The 20,378-nt window shown below is 34.3% G+C and carries 22 protein-coding genes and 1 other annotated feature; of the genes, 1 reads left to right on the top strand and 21 read right to left on the bottom strand.

From position 1 onward, the window contains the following. The 18 genes from BED47_RS22945 to spoIIGA all read right to left on the bottom strand — a co-directional run bounded on the left by BED47_RS22945 (window position 1) and on the right by spoIIGA (window position 15,957). Window positions 1-1,302 (bottom strand): solute carrier family 23 protein, encoded by a 1,302-nt coding sequence (locus BED47_RS22945; protein WP_069035647.1) that lies wholly within the window; start codon window positions 1,300-1,302, stop codon window positions 1-3. 138 nt (window positions 1,303-1,440) lie between these two features. Beyond that, window positions 1,441-1,983, bottom strand: a complete 543-nt coding sequence (gene pyrR, locus BED47_RS22940) for a bifunctional pyr operon transcriptional regulator/uracil phosphoribosyltransferase PyrR (protein ID WP_069035616.1) — start codon at window positions 1,981-1,983, stop codon at window positions 1,441-1,443. Window positions 1,984-2,169: 186 nt separating this feature from the next. Beyond that, complete coding sequence (locus BED47_RS22935) at window positions 2,170-3,078, bottom strand: RluA family pseudouridine synthase (protein ID WP_069035615.1); 909 nt, start codon at window positions 3,076-3,078, stop codon at window positions 2,170-2,172. Further along, entirely contained in the window at window positions 3,075-3,533 is a 459-nt protein-coding gene (gene lspA, locus BED47_RS22930; protein ID WP_069035614.1) for a signal peptidase II, read from the bottom strand. The genes BED47_RS22935 and lspA overlap by 4 nt, the downstream gene beginning before the upstream one ends. 71 nt (window positions 3,534-3,604) lie before the next feature. Then, window positions 3,605-3,928 carry a TraR/DksA family transcriptional regulator gene (locus BED47_RS22925; protein WP_069035613.1) on the bottom strand — a complete coding sequence of 108 codons (324 nt, stop codon included), beginning with the start codon at window positions 3,926-3,928 and terminating at the stop codon, window positions 3,605-3,607. Between the two features lie 217 nt (window positions 3,929-4,145). After that, entirely contained in the window at window positions 4,146-4,835 is a 690-nt protein-coding gene (locus tag BED47_RS22920) for a CAP domain-containing protein (RefSeq protein ID WP_069035612.1), read from the bottom strand. Between the two features lie 114 nt (window positions 4,836-4,949). Next, a complete protein-coding gene (locus BED47_RS22915) occupies window positions 4,950-5,315 on the bottom strand; it encodes a hypothetical protein (RefSeq protein WP_069035611.1) in 366 nt (121 codons plus the stop codon). Between the two features lie 136 nt (window positions 5,316-5,451). Continuing rightward, window positions 5,452-8,208, bottom strand: coding sequence for an isoleucine--tRNA ligase (ileS, locus tag BED47_RS22910; RefSeq protein WP_069035610.1), 2,757 nt, complete (start codon window positions 8,206-8,208; stop codon window positions 5,452-5,454). Between the two features lie 196 nt (window positions 8,209-8,404). Beyond that, window positions 8,405-8,626 (bottom strand) — a binding site (T-box leader). Window positions 8,627-8,680: 54 nt separating this feature from the next. Next, a complete protein-coding gene (locus BED47_RS22905; RefSeq protein WP_069035609.1) occupies window positions 8,681-9,169 on the bottom strand; it encodes a DivIVA domain-containing protein in 489 nt (162 codons plus the stop codon). 89 nt (window positions 9,170-9,258) lie between these two features. After that, window positions 9,259-10,032 (bottom strand): RNA-binding protein, encoded by a 774-nt coding sequence (locus BED47_RS22900; protein WP_069035608.1) that lies wholly within the window; start codon window positions 10,030-10,032, stop codon window positions 9,259-9,261. Between the two features lie 67 nt (window positions 10,033-10,099). Further along, the gene (locus BED47_RS22895; protein WP_069035607.1) at window positions 10,100-10,360 is read right to left on the bottom strand and encodes a YggT family protein; all 261 of its coding nucleotides are present in this window, start codon (window positions 10,358-10,360) and stop codon (window positions 10,100-10,102) included. Between the two features lie 4 nt (window positions 10,361-10,364). Continuing rightward, complete coding sequence (locus BED47_RS22890; protein ID WP_069035606.1) at window positions 10,365-10,871, bottom strand: cell division protein SepF; 507 nt, start codon at window positions 10,869-10,871, stop codon at window positions 10,365-10,367. 5 nt (window positions 10,872-10,876) lie between these two features. Then, a complete protein-coding gene (locus BED47_RS22885) occupies window positions 10,877-11,551 on the bottom strand; it encodes a YggS family pyridoxal phosphate-dependent enzyme (RefSeq protein ID WP_069035605.1) in 675 nt (224 codons plus the stop codon). A gap of 4 nt (window positions 11,552-11,555) precedes the next feature. Next, a complete protein-coding gene (gene pgeF / locus BED47_RS22880) occupies window positions 11,556-12,380 on the bottom strand; it encodes a peptidoglycan editing factor PgeF (RefSeq protein ID WP_069035604.1) in 825 nt (274 codons plus the stop codon). Between the two features lie 238 nt (window positions 12,381-12,618). After that, entirely contained in the window at window positions 12,619-12,900 is a 282-nt protein-coding gene (locus tag BED47_RS22875) for a YlmC/YmxH family sporulation protein (RefSeq protein WP_069035603.1), read from the bottom strand. A 371-nt stretch (window positions 12,901-13,271) separates the two neighbouring features. Continuing rightward, entirely contained in the window at window positions 13,272-14,051 is a 780-nt protein-coding gene (gene sigG, locus BED47_RS22870) for an RNA polymerase sporulation sigma factor SigG (RefSeq protein WP_056471070.1), read from the bottom strand. Window positions 14,052-14,321: 270 nt separating this feature from the next. Continuing rightward, on the bottom strand, window positions 14,322-15,041 hold the full coding sequence (gene sigE / locus BED47_RS22865) for an RNA polymerase sporulation sigma factor SigE (RefSeq protein WP_069035602.1): 720 nt from the start codon (window positions 15,039-15,041) through the stop codon (window positions 14,322-14,324). Between the two features lie 10 nt (window positions 15,042-15,051). Further along, window positions 15,052-15,957, bottom strand: a complete 906-nt coding sequence (gene spoIIGA / locus BED47_RS22860) for a sigma-E processing peptidase SpoIIGA (RefSeq protein WP_254664651.1) — start codon at window positions 15,955-15,957, stop codon at window positions 15,052-15,054. 201 nt (window positions 15,958-16,158) lie between these two features. On the opposite strand from spoIIGA, the gene BED47_RS22855 reads away from it, so the two are divergent. Then, the gene (locus BED47_RS22855) at window positions 16,159-16,827 is read left to right on the top strand and encodes a class I SAM-dependent methyltransferase (protein ID WP_069035600.1); all 669 of its coding nucleotides are present in this window, start codon (window positions 16,159-16,161) and stop codon (window positions 16,825-16,827) included. A 48-nt stretch (window positions 16,828-16,875) separates the two neighbouring features. On the opposite strand, the gene ftsZ is transcribed toward BED47_RS22855, so the two are convergent. From ftsZ to BED47_RS22840, 3 genes are all read right to left on the bottom strand, one after another. Further along, window positions 16,876-18,018 carry a cell division protein FtsZ gene (ftsZ, locus tag BED47_RS22850; protein WP_069035599.1) on the bottom strand — a complete coding sequence of 381 codons (1,143 nt, stop codon included), beginning with the start codon at window positions 18,016-18,018 and terminating at the stop codon, window positions 16,876-16,878. A 35-nt stretch (window positions 18,019-18,053) separates the two neighbouring features. Continuing rightward, complete coding sequence (gene ftsA, locus BED47_RS22845) at window positions 18,054-19,334, bottom strand: cell division protein FtsA (protein WP_025569267.1); 1,281 nt, start codon at window positions 19,332-19,334, stop codon at window positions 18,054-18,056. Between the two features lie 222 nt (window positions 19,335-19,556). Then, window positions 19,557-20,312: a cell division protein FtsQ/DivIB gene (locus BED47_RS22840; RefSeq protein WP_069035598.1), complete on the bottom strand. Its 756-nt coding sequence runs from the start codon at window positions 20,310-20,312 to the stop codon at window positions 19,557-19,559. Window positions 20,313-20,378: the final 66 nt, after the last annotated feature.

Raw genomic sequence — 20,378 nt, 5'->3', positions numbered from 1 at the left:
TTATGAAGCGAGGCTCTCATCCTTTTTTTCGATATTGCGATCGTCGCCACCAATTTGTTCTGGAAGGACTAAATTTAGCACAACTCCGATTAAAGCTGATAAAGCCATTCCTTCTAATGCGAATTGATTACCAATGTGTATTGCTGCTCCACCAATTCCTAGTACTAGGATGACTGAAGCGATAACTAAGTTACGTTGTTTAGCAAAATCAATCTTGTTTTCTACTAGTACTCGTAATCCGCTTGATGCGATGATTCCGAATAGTAGGATTGAGATACCACCCATTACAGGTGTCGGGATTGAGCTGATGATCGCTGAGATTTTTCCGACGAATCCAAATGTTATGGCCAACACTGCAGCACCTATGAATACGTATACGCTGTATGCTCGTGTGATTGCTAGAACTCCAATGTTTTCACCGTATGTCGTTGTTGTAGGACCACCTATTAAGCCTGCGATCATTGTTGAAACTGCATCTCCGAATAATGACTTATCCAATCCAGGATCTTTAATTAAATCTTTATTTACGACACTTCCTAGTACTACTTGGTGTCCTATATGTTCTGAGATTGTCACGATTGCTACTGGTACAAAGATGATTAGTAGCTGGAAAGTGACATGTGGTGTGTAGTTAACAAATGGTACTGAGAAATCAGGTACTGCAATCAATTTTGCTTCTTCTATTTTTGTGAAGTCTACAACCCCAAAGAAGATTGAAGTAATGTATCCACCGATAATTCCTACTAGGATTGGTATAACTGATAAGAAACCTCTTGTGAATAATGCTGTTATGATTGTGATAGCTAGTGTTATTAATGCGATTGCGATTGATGTTGAACTGTATTTGCCGTCTGCTCCATTCATTGCCATTCCAACCGCTACTGTTGATAAGCTTAATCCGATTACGATAATTACCGGCCCAACTACGATTGGCGGTAATACTCTGAATAACCATTTCACGCCTACTTTGTTAATGATTAGTGCGATTACTGCATAGATGATCCCTGTGATGAAAACTCCTACGAACGCTGCACCAGGTTCTAAATTTGTTTTCGCGTAGATCATCGGAGCGATGAAGGCGAATGATGATCCAAGGTAAGATGGTACTTTACCTCTTGTAATTAGTACGAACACGATTGTTCCAATCCCACTGGATATTAGTGCGATTGAAGGATTTATTCCGATTAAGATTGGAGCTAATACCGTCGATCCAAACATTGCGAATAAGTGTTGTAAACTTAGGAAAATCCATTGACCTATATTCGGTTTTTCATTTATCTCTAGGACAGGTTTTTGTTTTATCATGTTGTTTCCTCCAATTTTCCCAATAAAAAAACTCTTTGTGGTTGTACACAAAGAGTCCAAGTGCGTTGCTTCAAATAAGGCAGCAACTAACTAGACCCTTTGTTAGCCTCTCTGGACCAAATTTAAAAGGGACTTCTATTTTTCAAATATACTTACTTTATCGTGGTCATCTGTTTCCTTTAATGCTACGACTACTTTTTCATTACTCGAAGTTGGAATATTTTTACCAACATAGTCTGCTCTTACTGGAAGCTCACGATGTCCTCGATCTACTAAAACTGCTAATTGTATTTGTGCCGGTCTACCTAGGTCCATCACAGCGTCCATTGCGGCACGAACTGTTCTACCTGTGTAAAGCACATCATCAACTAAAATTACTTTTTTGTTTGTTAGGTCTACAGGAACATTTGAACCCTTTACTAATGGTTCTTTGTTTTCTGTCTTTGTCGATAAATCATCTCGATAAAGAGTAATATCTAAATCGCCCATGATTACCTCTTTACCTTCAATCTGTTTAATTCTTTCTGCAATACGTTTTGCCAGATAAACACCTCTGGTTTTAATACCAACCAAAACAACATTTTCAATACCTTTGTTATTTTCTAGCATTTCATGTGCAATTCTTGTTAAACCACGTCTGATCGCTAGTTCGTCTAAGATGATTGCTTTTTCAGTCATTTACCTTACCTCCTACTTTTATAGTGTAGAAGCAAAAAACCCTCTTGCCCGATGGACAAGAGGGTAGCGCAAAAGGATACATTTATCCCTTTTCATTTTTCCGCTTCCTTCTCAACCTCACGGGGTTGTGTTAAAGGTTCATTCAACTGTCCTCATTATGACCTATGTTACAATCATTGTCAACAGTTATCTGGATAATTGTTCAATAATATTTTCTAGTACTTCTGGTATAGGTGATGAAAACTCTAAGTACTCATTTGTTCTTGGATGGTTAAAACCTAAAACAGCTGCATGTAGCGCTTGACCATCTATATCTAACGTTTTACGAGGTCCATATTTAGGATCACCAGCTAACGGATATCCTATGTATTTCATATGAACACGAATTTGGTGTGTACGACCTGTTTCAAGCTGACATTCAACTAAAGTAAACTCATCAAATCGCTCTAATACTCTAAAATGAGTCACAGCTTCTTTACTATTATCTTCAGTAACCGTCATACTTTGACGATCACTTTTATCTCGTCCAATTGGCGCATCGATTGTGCCTTCTTCATGCGGAATTACCCCATGTACAATCGCAATATACTTACGAACAGAGGTTTTTTGACGTAATTGGTCTGCAAGCTTCTCATGAGCTACATCATTTTTTGCAACCATTAATAAACCTGATGTATCCTTATCAATTCGATGTACTATTCCAGGTCTTAATACACCATTAATGCCAGATAAATCTTTACAATGATACATTAAAGCGTTCACTAAAGTACCCGTTTCATGACCTAATGCAGGATGAACTACCATTCCACGAGGTTTATTTACAACAATTACATCCGCATCCTCATAATAAACATCCAGTGGAATGTTCTCAGCTATTACTTCTAATGGCTTTGGATCAGGTACTGAAACTGATATTTCATCGCCCTGTTTTACTTTATAATTACGTTTAATTTTTTCACCGTTCACTAATACAAAATCTTCTTTTAACCATGTTTGTACTTGAGATCTTGACCACTCATCATTTTGAGTTGCAATAAACGTATCGATTCTTTCTAAATGTTGATCCTCTTGAACTGTAAAAGCAAAAACTGTCATTTCTTAACTCCTCTTTTATCTTCCAATAAAGTAATAATAAATAATAAAATAACGCCCACACAAAGTGCAGAATCTGCAATATTAAAAACAGGGAAATCATAATTGAAAATATAAACATGAATAAAATCAACTACTTCTTTACGGAAGAATCGATCAATAAAATTACCTATCGCACCACCTAATACTAATCCTAAAGATAGACCAAGGAATCGATCTCCTTTTGCGTGCTTTTGGATAAAGTAAATCACTGCTACCACAAAGACTAAAGTAATTAAATAAAAGAAACCCATTTTCCCTTGGAGCATTCCCCAAGCCGCCCCTTGATTGCGATGTGATGTTATGTAAAAAATATTTTTAATAATCTCAATATTTTCTCCTAAATACATCTTCTTTAATACCGCAAGTTTTGTCAGCTGATCAATTAAAATGACAATTACCGCAATAATATATGCCAAATTTATCCCCTACCTTATTAGATATCTCATCAAATTTTAGCATAGGGGAAACGTTTATACAATGAATAGTATTAGTAATGATTTCTTACAAAACTAAAATCCTCTAACGTTCGACCTGTTGGAAGCACTTTTAATTTTTCAATTGGAATAGCTTGCCCAGTTACCTCACAATAACCAAATAATCCATGATCAATTTTTTGCAAGGCAATCTCAATATCATATAAATCATTTTGCATGTCTTCAACGAGGATATGATGTTTATTTGTCTCCTCATAAATTGAATGATGTTGCTCGATATCAGTAGAACTTATTGGTTCAGAAAATAAACGATGTAGCAATTCATTTTTAATAAGTTCGAGCTCTTGTTTGATATAGAAAATTTCATTGCTCCTCATCTTCTTCACTCCCAATTTTTTTATGTAAAAATACTTTTCCCTCAAACCGAAGTCGATAATAGGTGAAACTTTTTCCTTTAAAGGAAATGGCTAAAGATATTTCCATTCATAATTGTAATTTTATTTAAACTGAAAAAAAAAACCCGCTTAGGCTCCATGTCCTTTTGCGGGTTTTCCTTATATCTTTCAAAAATTTTCTATTAATGATTGAGTATTATTAGTCTGCAAATTGTTGCGTCCAATAAGTTCCGACTTTACCTACTCCAATTTGTTTAAAGTTAGGGCTCATGATGTTTGCTCGATGACCTGGTGAGTTCATCCAATCAGTCATTACTTCATTTGCAGTTGTTTGACCATGAGCGATGTTTTCACCCTTGTATCCACCATTGAAGCTTAATGTTGAATGATACATGTTGTTCGCATTACTCATTGTTTGTGACCATGCTTGAGCCGTTCCGTCCAGATAGCTAGATAGTGTTAATGGCTTTAATCCGCCTTTACCACGCTCGATATTTACTAAGTCTAAAATTTGTTGTTGAATCGAATCATTTGAGCTTGCTGGTGTAGTCGGATTAGACGGTCTTGTTGCTGGTGTTGATGGTGTTGATGGTGTTGATGGACTTGTTGATGGTACATATTTTACGTATTTTTTTAGAATGAATCTTGTCTTACCTTTATAGTTAACTTTTACAAATGTACTATTGTAACCCGAGTAGTTAATTTGTTGATTTTTAGCTAGATATCCAACAGTTTTAGCACGATAGCTGGCTTTGTCTTTTACAGCTACTTTAGTAGCAGTTACTGCACCTGAAGTTGCTCCTGCATATGATCCTAATCCTAAAACCATTGGCGTTGCGATCGCAATTCCTAAAACTGCTTGAGTTACTTTTTTGATGTTTTTATTCAAATTGTATTCCCCCAATGTTTGTTTTTAGTTGATGTTATCGCTTACAAGAACAATCTTACATCAACACATACATACATACAACCGGAAAATAAAAAAAGGAAGATTTTACTACGTTCATCCTTTTTCATCTTCTAATTCTTTTCTATATTCTTCTTTTATAATCTCTCTTACATCATCTCTTTTAATAAACTCTTTTACAAATTCCCTAATTCCTTGTTTTCTCATTTCCTCAAGCATTTCATTCCTAATTCCTTCTATATTAACAGACTGTTCAATTTCTTTTTTTAGGATTCCTTTAATATCTGGTTCTTTTATTCCTAAAAGGTAATATGAACGCTTGATACTTTGTTGTATACTTGAGCGACTTTTCTGCTCTAAGTCAGCTATTTCTTGGTAACTGTATCCCTTTTCTCTTAATTCCACTCGCTTCTTCATTAAATCAGTTAACTTAGCCCAATTTGGATTATTCACATAATTCATGGTAAAAATCCCTCTTATTTTTTATTTTAGTACCGCTTATACATACCATACACCAATACAACCTTATTTACAATTTTGTATTAAAAAGAGCCGAAAGTTTAATCTTTCGGCCCTCTAATTTAGTTCTTCACATTCATTAAATATCTTTTACAACACTTGCACAACGTAAGCAAAGTGTTGGATGTGCTTCATCTTTACCAACTTCTTCTGTAACAACCCAGCATCGTTCACAAGTTTCCCCTGTTGCAGGTGTTACTTCGATACTTAATGTATCAAATTTTTGCGCTGTTTCAGGAGCTTGCTCATCGCTACTAGCAATTTCTACTTGAGAAACAATTAATAATTGTTTGAAGTCTTCATTAATCGAATTTAGTAGTTCTGCTACTTCTGCATTAGGATAGATTTTCACTGCTGCAGTTAGAGATTTACCGATTACTTTTTCATTACGTGCAACTTCAAGTGCTTTTAATACGTCATCACGTAAATCCATGAATTTTTCCCACTTAGCCTCTAAGCTTTGAGTATCGCCGAAATCTTTAACATCTGGCATTTCAGTTAAGAAAATACTATCAACAGTAGTTCCTGCCATATGTGACCAAACTTCTTCAGCTGTATGAGGTAAAATTGGAGCTACTAAACGAGTTAGAGCTTGTAATGACTCATGTAATACTGTTTGAATTGCTAAACGATCTTTATTCGTTTTTGGCTCGATATATAAAATATCTTTTGATAAATCAAAATAGAAAGAACTTAATTCAGTTGTACAGAAGTTTTGAATTGTGTGGTAAACATTTGCAAATTCATATTTCTCGTACGATTCACGAACTGTTTTAACCACATTGTTTAATTTAACTAGCATGTATTGATCTAATTCGCGTAGCTCTTCATATTTTAAAGCATCTTGTTCTGCGTTAAATCCGTCTAGGTTTCCTAGTAAGAAACGGAACGTATTACGGATTTTACGGTATACTTCAGCAACTTGTTTCATTAATGCGTCAGAGATACGAACATCTGATTGATAATCTACAGAAGCTACCCATAGACGTAAAATATCCGAACCATATTGATTCATAATTTTTGATGGTAGAACGATGTTTCCGATTGATTTACTCATCTTGCGACCTTCACCATCTAAAACGAAGCCATGGCTTACTACAGCTTTATAAGGAGCTTGACCAGTTACAGCAACGCTTGTACTTAATGAAGAGTTAAACCAACCACGGTATTGGTCAGAACCTTCTAAGTAAATATCAGCAGGGAAAGATAATTCCTCACGAGTGTTTAATACTGCTTGGTGTGATGAACCACTATCAAACCAAACATCCATGATATCTTTCTCTTTAGTGAAGTTACCATTTGGTGAACCAGGATGTGTAAATCCTTCAGGTAATAATTCTTTTGCTTCTTTTTCAAACCAAATATTTGAACCATGCTCTTTAAATAAGTTCGAAACATGTTCAATTGTTTCTTCTGTAATAATTGCTTCTCCGTCTTCAGCATAAAATACTGGAATTGGAACTCCCCAAACTCGTTGACGTGAGATACACCAATCTCCACGATCACGAACCATGTTAAATAGTCGAGTTTCCCCCCAAGCTGGGAACCACTTAGTATCTTGAACAGCTTGCATTAATTGCTCACGAATTGCTTCAATTGATGCAAACCATTGTGCAGTTGCTCGGAAGATAATTGGTTTTTTCGTTCTCCAGTCATGTGGATAAGAGTGTGTAATAAATTGTAATTTTAATAAAGCACCTTTTTCTTCTAATGCTTTTGTAATTTCTTTATTAGCTTCATCATAGAATAAACCTTCAAAACCAGGAGCTTCTTTTGTTAGAACACCTTTTTCATCTACTGGACAAAGCACTTCTAATCCATATTGTTGACCTACACGGAAGTCATCTTCACCATGACCTGGTGCAGTATGAACACAACCTGTTCCAGCGTCAGTCGTTACATGATCACCTAAAATAACAACTGACTGGCGATCATACAATGGATGCTTACAAATGATTCCTTCAAGTTCAGAACCATTAAAAGTCTTATCAACTACTGCACCTTCCCAACCTAGTTCATTTGCGACAGATTCTCTTAGCTCACTAGCAACTACGAACTTGTCACTATTTACAGATACTACATCATAGCTTAAGTCAGGATGTAAACATACAGCTAAGTTAGCCGGGATCGTCCATGGAGTTGTCGTCCAAATAATGAATTTCTCTCCACCGTTTAGAACGTCTTTCCCATTTTCAACTGCAAATGCAACATAGATTGATGCTGAACGCTTATCTTGGTACTCGATTTCCGCTTCAGCAAGCGCAGATTCACTAGATGGAGACCAATAGACTGGTTTAAGACCTTTATAGATTAATCCCTTAGTAGCCATTTTACCGAATACTTTAATTTGTTCAGCTTCATATTCTTTTTCAAGTGTGATATATGGTCGGTCCCAATCACCTAAAATTCCTAAACGTTTAAATTGTTCTTTTTGACGCTCTACTTGCTCGTAAGCATATTCTTCACATAGTTTACGGAATTCTGCTACTGACATTTCTTTACGATTTACTTTTTTATTTGCTAATGCTTGTTCAATCGGTAAACCGTGAGTATCCCAACCTGGAACGTAAGGAGAACGGTATCCATTCATATTATAAAAACGAACAATGAAATCCTTTAAAACTTTATTAAGTGCATGTCCCATATGAAGGTCACCATTTGCATAAGGTGGTCCATCATGTAATATAAATGACGGTTTTCCTTCGTTATGTTTTTGAACAGTTGCATAAATATCTTTTTTGTTCCACTCTTCTTGAATTTGTGGCTCACGTTGAGGTAAATTTCCTCTCATAGGAAATTCAGTTTTTGGCATAAGTAACGTATCTTTGTACTCCATTTGCTTTCCTCCATTTTAAACTTGATTGATCTAAAGTTAGCCTTTTAGGCAAGTCCAACTGCTCTATGGCAGCTTACTTTACATTTTTTAAATTCCACATTAACGCATTGTATCCATCTTACAAGCCTTTTATTAGTGGAGTTGTCTATTATGTATAATAAATCGTGTAAGACGCAAAAAACCTTCCTCATCCCAAAAAAGGGACGAGAAAGGTTCCCGTGGTACCACCCTAATTGACAATAAATTTCATAAATTTACTGTCCACTTAGCATTCTTAACGTGAATGAAACGTCTTTTCCTACTCATTTCAGAAAAGCACTCTAGGGTGATTTTCCTTCTATTTTCTATATCAAGCTTACACTATCCTTGACTCGCTACCTAGTTTTATAGAAGTACTCTTCCCTGTCACCGATTTACTATTAATATCTAATAAATTATATTTAAAACTTTACAAATCGTCAAGACTTATGGACTAGTTTGCGATTTCTTCTGTTTCTTTATCATCTAAAATATGATCCCAATCTTCATGCCCTAGCATTTCTAATTGAGTTTCGATTGCCATTCTTAAACGTGTTCGGAAAACTTTGGATTGTTTCTTAAGCTCTTCAAATTCCATTGTAACTTTTCTAGATTTAATTAAAGCTTCATTGATAATGCGATCAGCATTTTTCTCCGCTTCTTTAATAATCAATTTAGCTTCTTTTTGGGCACTACCTTTTACATCTTCAGCAGCTTCTTGCGCAATCAAAATTGACTTATTTAAAGTTTCTTCTATAGTAGAAAAATGCTTTAATCTTTCTTTCATATCAAGAATTTGCTCTTCTAATTGTTTCTTCTCACGAATAACTAATTCATAATCTTTAATGACTTGATCTAAAAACTCGTTAACGTCATCTTCGTCATAGCCACGAAAACTTTTACCAAATTCTTTATTATGAATATCAAGTGGTGTTAAAGGCAATTAAGCCACCTCCATGTATGTATGTTCTTTATTTATAGGTTATAATAAATTTTCGACAGTTTCTACGTTTTTCCTTCTACAATTTCTGACTATTTTTTAACACCGTAGTTTATCCGCCATTTTTCTTTTTTTGATAAGCCATCAATTGACATTAACATTCCTCTACCAAAACCTTTGACAGAGAATAAATCTCCTTCTTCACATAAAAATGAAGTAGAATCAATAACTCGCTGATTTATCTTAACGTGTTCAGTTTTAATTAAGCTTTGGGCTTTTTGTCTCGATATATTATAGAATTCACTTAATAAGACATCTAATCTTAGTGATGATACAGTCCCATTATTAGTTTGCCAAACATCATCTGATTCAATCAATTCTTTAAATGAAATTCTCTTTAATTTAATTGGCGATTTTCCTACAGAAATTAAGTTACTTTCTACAAAACTTGCTATTTCATCAGCAACAATTAGTTGGATCATATCATTTTTAATTAAAATATCACCAAATTTTGCTCTTGTGATTCCTAATGACATTAATGTTCCCAATACTTGTCGATGAGATAAGGTGTGAAATTTAGTTGCATAAACTAAATCAAATGCAACCAAAGAATAATCCTCTTCAACTGGTGTATAGAAACTCGGGTAAATAATTGCACGCTTTCGTTCACAATCCCCGCGACCACCAAAAAAAGCGACAAAACACTCCCCTTGATTACCGATAATTGATTGCATAATCATTTGTTCTCTTAAATCAAGAAAATCTGTCAACTTAATAGAATAGCGTTCAATTGCTTGTTCCTTCCAGCTGAGAACCTTGTCTACGAAAACATGCTCTTCTTTTCGAAAATGATCATAAATACTCATTAATGCAATCCTCTTTTTCATCAATCTTCAATATTAATTAAAAAAGAGAACCTGTTAGATTCTCTCTTTAAAAGAAACGAGAAATATTTAAAATACCAATTCCAGCAAATTCTAATGCAAATAATGCAATAATAGGTGAAAAATCAAACATACCAATTGACGGAACAATTCGACGGAACGGCTCTAAATATGGTTCTGATATCCTACCAATTAAGCGACCGAAGCCTGATTGCCTTATTTGAGGGAACCAAGATAAAATGATATGAATTACGATGACGATTCTATAGTATGAGATTAATTTGTATAAAATATAAAAAAGTAAATCCATTTAATTACCACCTTTTAATGGAATTGTCTTCCTCAAATAACATATCTGTAATCGTTCCAGAAATATCAATATTATCAGGTGTACAAATAAACGTATTTGTACCAATTTTTTTTATATCTCCACTTATTGCATAAACTGTACCACTTAAGAAGTCAACAAAGCGCTTAGCTTGATCGATTTGCATTTGTTGTAAATTGATCACAACTGCTTTTTTTGCTTTTAAATGGTCTGCAACATCCTGTGCTTCTGCATATTCACGCGGCTGCGCTAATACAACTTTTGACGACAAAGAAGCTCCTCCTGGTATACTTACTAATTTTTGCTTTGATGCATTTCTCTCTTGGTTAATTTCTTCATTTACATGTTTAGAAAATTGTTGTTGTTGATGCTGTTGTTGATATTGTTTTTGTTGCTGATGTTGTTGCTGATGTTGTTGCTCTTCGTATTCATAATCATCTTCATACTCATCTTCCATTGCAAAAAAGTTTCTAACTTTCCCAATAATACTCATCTTCTCTACCTTCCCTTTCCTACTAAATCAGTACCTATTCTTATGAATGTAGCACCTTCTTCTATTGCTATCTCAAAATCATTAGACATACCCATTGATAATTCAGAACATGGAATATTTGCAATCTGTAGCTCTTTTACTTTTTCTTGTAATTCCTTTAATCCTTTGAAGCTATTTCGAATGATCGTTACATCCTCCGTGAAGGGTGCCATAGTCATTAACCCAACAACTTGTACTTTATCAAATTCTGAAAGTTGTCTAGCAAATTCGATTACATCATTTGGATCTATGCCATGCTTTGAGTCTTCTCCAGATACATTGACCTGTAGGAAACATTTTAATGGTTCTGCTGCTCGTTTTTGTATCTCTTCTGCTAAGGATAGTCGATCTAAAGAATGTAAGTAATCTATTCTATGTATGACATCTTTTACTTTTCTAGTTTGAAGTGAACCAATAAAATGCCAGATAACATCACTTTTAATGTGATCTTGTTTTTCCTTTAGTCCTTCAAAACGGTTTTCACCTAATTGAAGTATACCTTCAGCTAAAACTTCTTTAGCCACTTCAGTGGATACTTGTTTCGTAACAGCTATTAGAGTGACATCATCATCTCGATTTGCTCTTACTTTGGCTCCATTAATTTGTTCACTAATACGTTCATAATTTTGTTTGACAGTCATGATGCTAATTCCTCCAACCAATATAACTCATCATTCTTCCTGTTTTCCCACCATCCCTACGGTGAGAAAAAAATAGGCTCGGGTTACAACTTGTACAATAATTTGTCATTATTATATTTTCTTCACTAATACCCGATCTAATGAGTAATTGTTTGTTTGCTTCTTTTAAATTCAATTTGAATTTCCCATTTTGTAAAGTGGTTAAAATATTATTAGGAATCTTGTGTTCAAAAGCATCATCTACCTTATTCATCACAAAATCATCCACTTCATAACAACAATCACCAATTGCTGGCCCGATTGCAACTTGGATATTTTTAAGTTGTACGTTTTCTTCTTTCACCAATTTTTCGATTAAACGTCCGCCAATGTTTTGAACAGTACCTTTCCAACCTGCATGAGCTAAACCAATAAATTTACTTGTTGGTTCAAGGAAATACAACGGAACACAATCTGCATAACAAGAAGTTAATAATATATTTTCCTCATTCGTATAAAAACCATCTGTTGTCTCGATGCTAGTTTCGTAATCAGTAACACCTTTGCCACAATCTTTTTTTGTTACTTTCACCACATTATTCCCATGAACTTGTTCTGAACAAACCCATTTCGTCTTTGAAAACTCTAATTTACTCGCAAGGAGTTCTCTATTTTCTACTACAATATCCTTCGAGTCATTTACATGTAATCCAAGATTAAAAGAAGTGAAACAACCTTGGCTAACTCCATCATTTTTTGTTGTAAATCCTGCAACTAAATGTTTGTATGAGTCTTCCCAAGGTTGAATCATAAAAGTACTTTCAGTCGATTGAATGAAGCTCTCTTTCATATTTATAAGACCTCACAGAAACTAATTTAGTAAATATATGTAAACCAGTTATGGTTTCCTATATTTTACCATAGATTTCACATTTTTGATTATTTTTGACAAAACACACTTATTTTTTTCACTTTCGAAAATAAAATTAGCTGCAAGGAATCGCATTCGACGTGGTATCAATTTTAGGAATAAAGTAAAATTGCAACTACGCCCCAATCTACTAGAAACTCATCAGTCAACAAGTTTTTTATGTGTATTTAACTGGACTAGCTTGGTTTTCATCTAAATCCACAGATGAACGATATTTTACCAATATAACATCTTCACCTATTTTCACAATATCATTCCAATAAATTGTCATTTCCTCTTCTTTACTAAAAAAATTTAATCCCTTCCCTGGCTTTGTTAAAATAATCGAAGTGATTTTACCATTTGATTGATCAATATCTAAATCAACAATATTGCCTAATTTCTTTCCATCGGCAACATTTACAACATCTTTAACTTGAAAATCTGAAATTCTGGCCATTTTACTTCACCATCCTTTTTATAAAATATATGAAGTAAGGGCCAAACATCATGATAAAATTCAAATAAAAATGTGTTAGACAAGGTTGTTCGATGCTCATCCATTGTCTAACACATTAATATCGTATTTTCATTCTTCCAGTTTAACTAACTTTTTAGTAGTTATTGGATTATTTAGTTATATAGTTGTTTGTCTTTTAAATTTCATTCATTATAATATGTAATTCATTATACAGGTATTGAAGTCAGGCTCTATATACGATTTCTAGCTCCTCGAGGTCATAAGCCAATTTCCGGTAAAGGTTAAAAAGCAAACCTTTACCAGAAATCGTCTTATGCTTGTCGGAGCTGGACAGTCGCCTCCGCTTTTCGTTAGCCCTGTATATTTTTATTCATTTGTTTTATTGCTGATTTTTCTAGCCTGGATACTTGCGCTTGGGAGATTCCGATTTCTTCGGCAACTTCCATTTGTGTTTTTCCTTGGAAGAATCTTTTGCTAATGATCATTTTTTCTCGATCGTTTAGTCGTTTCATTCCTTCGCGTAGTGCTAGTTCTTCAACCCATTGCTCGTCCTTATTTTTATCATCGCTTAGCTGATCCATTACAAAGATTGGATCTCCGCCATCGTTATATATCGGTTCAAATAACGAAACTGGGTCTTGAATTGCATCTAATGCAAAAACGATTTCTTCATGTGTTACGCCTAGTACTTCTGCGATTTGAACAGGAGTTGGTTCCTTTGAATTCTCTGCTAATAATCGCTCTCTAACTTGTAATGCTTTATAAGCGATGTCTCTTAATGATCTAGACACTCTTATCGGGTTATTATCCCTTAAATATCTTCTTATTTCACCAATAATCATAGGTACAGCATACGTCGAAAATTTTACATTTTGGCTTAAATCAAAATTATCAATAGACTTCATAAGGCCTATGCAGCCGACTTGAAATAAGTCATCCACAAATTCTCCGCGATTATTGAAACGCTGAATAACACTTAGAACAAGTCGTAAATTACCGTTTACGATTGTTTCTCTTGCGCTTCGATCACCGCTTTGCATTGCATGAAATAACTTACGCATCTCATCATTCTTTAAAACTGGAAGCTTTGATGTATCTACACCGCATATTTCTACTTTGTTTCGTGTCATGATGTTCCCTCCTACTTGGAGTTGCTGTACTATAGGTAAGTATCTCCTTCGGTGGAAAATTTATGCACAAAATAAAGTATACAAAAATAATAAATTCAGTAGTAAAAAAGCCTGGAAAATTGGAGGAAATCTAGGATTTTCTAGGCCAAATAAATAAAATTTAGGATCTAAGATTAATAAAAATATTTTTTAAAATCATTTGGATCCCCTTCAGACATAGAAAAAACCGATTAGTATTTGAAAAACTCAAATCTAATCGGTTCTTATAGTTTAAACCATTTTATTAAACTCTTTTCGAAGTCTTTTAATAATACGTTTTTCTAATCGGGATATATATGATTGCGATATTCCAAGCATATCAGCTACATCTTTTTGGGTTTTTTCTTCGGTTCCATCTAGTCCAAATCGTAGTTCCATTATTTGTTTTTCACGATCATTCAGTTGATCTAATGCCTTTGTTAATAATGATTTATCGACATTGGCTTCTAAATCCTTCGTTATGATATCGTCTTCTGTACCTAATACATCGGAAAGTAATAATTCATTGCCATCCCAATCAATATTTAATGGTTCATCGAATGATACTTCAGAACGATTTTTATTATTTCTACGTAAATGCATCAGAATTTCATTTTCGATACATCTCGATGCATAAGTAGCCAATTTAATTTTCTTTTCAGGATTAAAGGTATTAACAGCTTTTATCAATCCGATTGTACCAATGCTAATAAGATCTTCAATATTAATGCCGGTATTTTCAAACTTTCTAGCAATATAAACTACTAATCGTAGATTTCTCTCAATTAATAGTGATCTAGCACCTAAATCTCCATTCGGTAGTTTCTGTAAAAGCTTTTCTTCTTCTTCCCTTGTCAAAGGAGGTGGTAATGCTTCACTTCCCCCAATGTAGTATACTTCGTCGGCTTTCAATCCAAGCTTAACTAATAGCTTATACAAACCTAACTTAAGTTTTAAGAACAATCGATTCATTTTCTACCTCCTATGCAATTTCATTAATTGTTCCCTGCATCATTTTTGGATGAAGGATACATTCATATAAATTGTCTGAAGACAAAGTAACATGACTCAATCCAACTAAAACCGAACTCGATGAATACCATTTCCCATTAATTTTCAATTTAACAACAGTAGGTTTTATTGCGACGAGGAATTGATTACTTTGACCAATACTTTTATAAGGTATATAAGTTCCTTGAAAAAAACTTAAGACATCGAGTGCTTCTGTATTATGTAATGTATTTTCAGAATCTCTAACTAACTTTACTAGTTCTATTGGTAATCCATAATCACTAGTGGAACAATCTAAAATAATAACTGGTTTCCTTGAAAGCGGTTCATGTAGAGAGTTACCACTATCCATTAACCCTCTAATTTTAATCGAAGTGTTCCGCCATACAATTTCCATTTCATACATTTCATTCAATTTCCATTTCGTAAACGAGATCTGATTGATCGATTTTCTAGCGTAAAATATGACGATTGGTAGCATTCCAATTACAAAATACCAGCTTACAGGATCCCCATAAAAGGATGATTTGGTTAAATTTGATTCATTTGTAGCAAATAAATAATGTAAGCCTAATAATGCGCCACCTAAAATGAATGTGGAAAAATAGAAGATACTTAATAGCTGTAAAAAAGTGATAATCCGTTGACGTCCAAATGCAAAAAATACGATGAAAAACGATAATAATATTTTCATAAAGGGTGAGCCAACAACATATGCATAAGGAGTAAACGTCATTAAAACAACGATAGAACCTAACAATGCCCCTAACAATGACCGCAAAATAGATACATTTCTTTTTAGAATTAAGCCCGTCAACTGAATGATCAAGAAGTCCATTAATAAGTTTAATAACCAAACAAGATCACCATATATCACCAATTTTGTTCGCCATCCTCTATAGAATATTCATTTATATGTAAGTATAGGATGAGCACGGTAAGAAGTCTGTCAAAAAAAGGAAGCTTTATTGAAGAGTTTTTCGACAATACATTTTCGAAACATGGAATGGACAGGTCAATATTTTATAGAAATCTTTCACTTTATTTCTATTAAATTTGCCCAATAAGGAGTGAGGATTTGGACAGTTGGATATTTCATTCACCCATTTTTGAGTTTGACGGAACTAAACCATCTATAAGACAGCACTCTGCCTGGAAAGGTCACGCTAAATTTGCTTACGATTTAGTTCAATTCGTTAAACCAAAAAAAATTGTAGAATTAGGTACCCACTTTGGCTTTTCTTTTTTCTGTTTTTGTCAAAGTGTGAAAGATCATAATCTGTCATGTGAATGTTTTGCGGTTGATACTTGGCAAGGTGATCCGCATAGTGGATTGTATAGTAATGAAGTGTTTGATACAGTGCATGAAGTTGTTCAAAAACATTACCAGAAAGAGGCTAAAATGTTACGTAAGTCTTTTGACGAAGCAATTCAGAATTTTGAGGATAATACGATCGACATCCTTCATATTGACGGTTTTCATACTTTTGAAGCTGTGCTACATGATTACAATACTTGGCTACCAAAAGTATCTATAGAAGGAATTGTTTTAATCCATGATACAGAAGTACGAATACAAGATTTTGGGGTTTATAAATTTTGGGAAGGCATTAAACAACAACTCCCATCTTTTGAATTTATACACTCACATGGTTTAGGTGTTTTATTCCCTAAAGGCTGTAACGAAAAGTTCAAGAGTGTCTTTAGTGATCTAACAAATTTACAAAATCACTACTCGAACGAATGAAAAAAACCAAGATAAGAGATTCATCTTATCTTGGTTTTTTTACATTTATTAGCGTCTTTTACGATTACGTAAAAATGCCGGAATATCTAAGTCATCAAGACTAGTTACATTTTTAGTCGTTTCTACAACCGGAGCTTCTTCGCGAATTGGTTCGCGTTTAATAGTTGGTTGTGGAGTTTGAGTAGGTGTTGAAATTGTTTGTCTCGCCATTGGTTTAGGTGTAGGCGGTGCTGTAATGACACCTTCAAATCCAGTCGCAATAACCGTTACAATAATTTCATCCTTTAAGTTTTCATTGATTACAGAACCGAAAATCATATTTACTTCAGCATCACATGCAGTCGATACGATATCCGCTGCTTCTTGCACTTCATATAAGCTTAAGTTAGTTCCACCTGTGATATTCATAAGTACACCTTGTGCACCATTAATTGAAGTTTCTAATAATGGACTAGAAATAGCTTTTTTAGCTGCTTCTGCCGCACGGTTTTCTCCGCCAGCAACACCGATACCCATTAATGCAGAACCTTTATTAGACATAATTGTCTTAACATCTGCAAAGTCAAGGTTAATTAATCCCGGAACAGCGATTAAGTCAGAAATACCTTGAACCCCTTGACGAAGTACATTATCTGCTTCGCGGAATGCTTCTAGCATTGGGGTATTACGATCAACGATTTCTAATAATCGGTCATTAGGAATAACAATTAAAGTATCAACGCTTTCCTTCATTGCAGCGATTCCAGTTGCCGCTTGAGTTGAACGCTTTCTACCTTCAAATGTAAATGGACGAGTAACTACACCTACAGTTAATGCACCTAATTCTTTTGCTACTTGTGCAATTACTGGAGCTGCACCTGTTCCTGTACCTCCACCCATTCCAGCAGTTACGAATACCATGTCTGCGCCTTTAAGAGCTTCTTGTAATTGTTCTCTACTTTCTTCTGCTGCTTTTTTACCTACCTCTGGATTAGCTCCTGCCCCTAAACCGCGAGTAAGTTTGCCACCAATTTGCATTTTCACTTCAGCTTTTGATAGATTAAGAGCTTGTGCATCAGTATTCACAGCTATAAAATCTACCCCTTGTACTCCATGTTCAATCATTCGGTTAACGGCGTTATTTCCTCCGCCACCTACACCAATTACTTTTATCTTCGCTAAAGCATCTACATTTGTATCAAAATCTAACATGATTGATCCCCCTACTTTTCAAATTCATCACAAATTTAATCCCATAAATATTTAAAAATGCTTTTAACTTTACTCATGACGCGCTCTTCATCCTGCTGTTTTGGTTTTGTATTTGAATTTGAAACAGCTACAGGTTTTCGTTCATTTGATTCGAATGCAATATTAGAGCTAAGTTTTTTTCCACGCATTTTTGATTTATAAAAAGCATACTTGATTAGACCTACTCCAGTAATGTATTGAGGTTCTCTTACACCTATATAATCTGGTGTTGCAACCCTTACATTATTTTTAAATACCTTTTGAGCTAAATCGATTACACCAGTCATTGTTACTGTACCACCAGTTAAAACAAATCCACCTGGTAAATTGCTTCCCCTCATTCTAACAAGCTCATTTTGAACCATAATGAAGATTTCTTCTAATCTAGCTTCAATAATATCGGAAATTTCTTGCTGACTGAATTGTTGATGTTGTTCACTACCCATTATTGGTACACTCAATACTTCTTCAGATAATGCAGTATCGTAAAAAGCATGTCCAAATTTCACTTTAATTTTTTCTGCATCTTCTGTTGAAGTTTTCAGTCCAATTGATATGTCTTTTGTAATATGGTCTCCTCCAACAGGTAGGACAGAAGTTGCCATTAATACACCTTCTCTAAAAAGAGAAATTGTAGTAGAGCCTCCACCGATATCAACAAGTGCTACTCCTAAGTTTTTCTCATCCTGCTTTAGTCCTATCGTACTTGCAGCCATAGGTTGTAGACATATATCCGTTACTTCTAACCCCGCTCTCTCAACACAACGAAGTATATTATGTACTAGAGTTCTTGAACCAGTGATTAATGTACCTTCCATTTCCAAGCGTACACCAATCATTCCTCTTGGGTCTTTTACCTCAGAAAGGCCATCAACAATGTATTCATGTGGAACAACATCGATAATTTCTCTTTCCGGTGGTATCGAAATTACTTGAGCCTGATCCATTACTCTTAAAACATCTTCATTGTCAATTTCTTTATTTTCTTTAGAAACTGCTACTACGCCGTTAGTACTAATCAATTGCACTTGATTCGCACTAACCCCTACAATTACTTTGTCAATATGAATGCCAACCATTCTTTCTGCTTGATCAATTGCTTTTTTGATTGATTTGACTGTTTCATCTATATCAACTATTGACCCACGTTTTAAGCCTGAAGATTTAACATTACCAACACCGATAATGTTAAGTGTGTCGTTAACTAGTTCTCCTATGATTACTTTAATTGTTGAAGTTCCAACGTCAAGACTCACATAGATCTCATTGCTGTTCATGATGGCACCTCCTTTTTCTCTATCTATTATAATCGAGCATCAGTTCATTCTTAAATATCATATATGACATCTATTCAACATTTACGGGGTTTTTCCTCTTTTTTAAGTTTGATTTTTCATAATCTTTTTATTTTTTTTCATTATTTCTATTTAACTACTAGTCTACACTAACATGTAAAGTTAAAAAAGACTTGAAAGTACCGTTAACTAATGTTAAATCGACTATTTAGTATCAGTACTATAAGGAGAAAAATACGCACCAACTTCTAAATGGATAACCCCTTTTTGATCTTTAGGTATTGACTTTAAAATTAATGGGTAATTTGACATTTTATTCGAGAATTTTCGAATCGTTGTCCTTACTTCATACCCTTCATTCGTAAAAACTGTAATTAACAAAGGATCATCCTTACTTGGAGTATAATCAATTTCAGAAATTGAATGAAATATACTTTGTGGCATTTTTTCCAATTCCGCAGCCATTTCCTGCAACTCGTCTCCTTGTTTCCAACCAACTAAATCAGGTGCTGTAGTATTTCCTAGTGAATTTTTCTCTTTAATAAGGACTCCGCTTTCTAACAAAAGATACTTTTTCCCGCTGAATAAACCTTGTCCAACAGGCTGAAATTCTTTAACATCGATTTCTACTTTATTAGGAAATCTTTTATGTACGATTGCAGATTGAATTGTGTTTTGACTTTCAAGTTGTTCTACTACCCTTTTTGACCTAATTGTCAAAAAGCTATCATCAACGCTAACATCGGCTAATTTTTGAATTTCTTTATCAGAGTACAGTTGGTTTCCATTAATTACTAAGTGAATTTTTGAACCAATTGATGTTTGGAAATACAATACACATAAAAGCAAAGAAAAAAACACAAGAATTGTGACCAGTAATCGCATATTTGCTTTTTTACGTTTTTTATTACGTAAAACAGGTACACGGTCTTCTAAACTAATAATCTTATTTTCCTGCATAAATATGCCTCCATTATCAATGTTCAACTAAAAATACCTTTTTAATTTACTTTTGCTTAAGAAGTA

The sequence above is a fragment of the Gottfriedia luciferensis genome (assembly GCF_001712755.1).
Lineage (GTDB): Bacteria > Bacillota > Bacilli > Bacillales > Bacillaceae_G > Gottfriedia > Gottfriedia luciferensis_B.
This window is presented reverse-complemented; position numbering and strand designations above follow the sequence as displayed.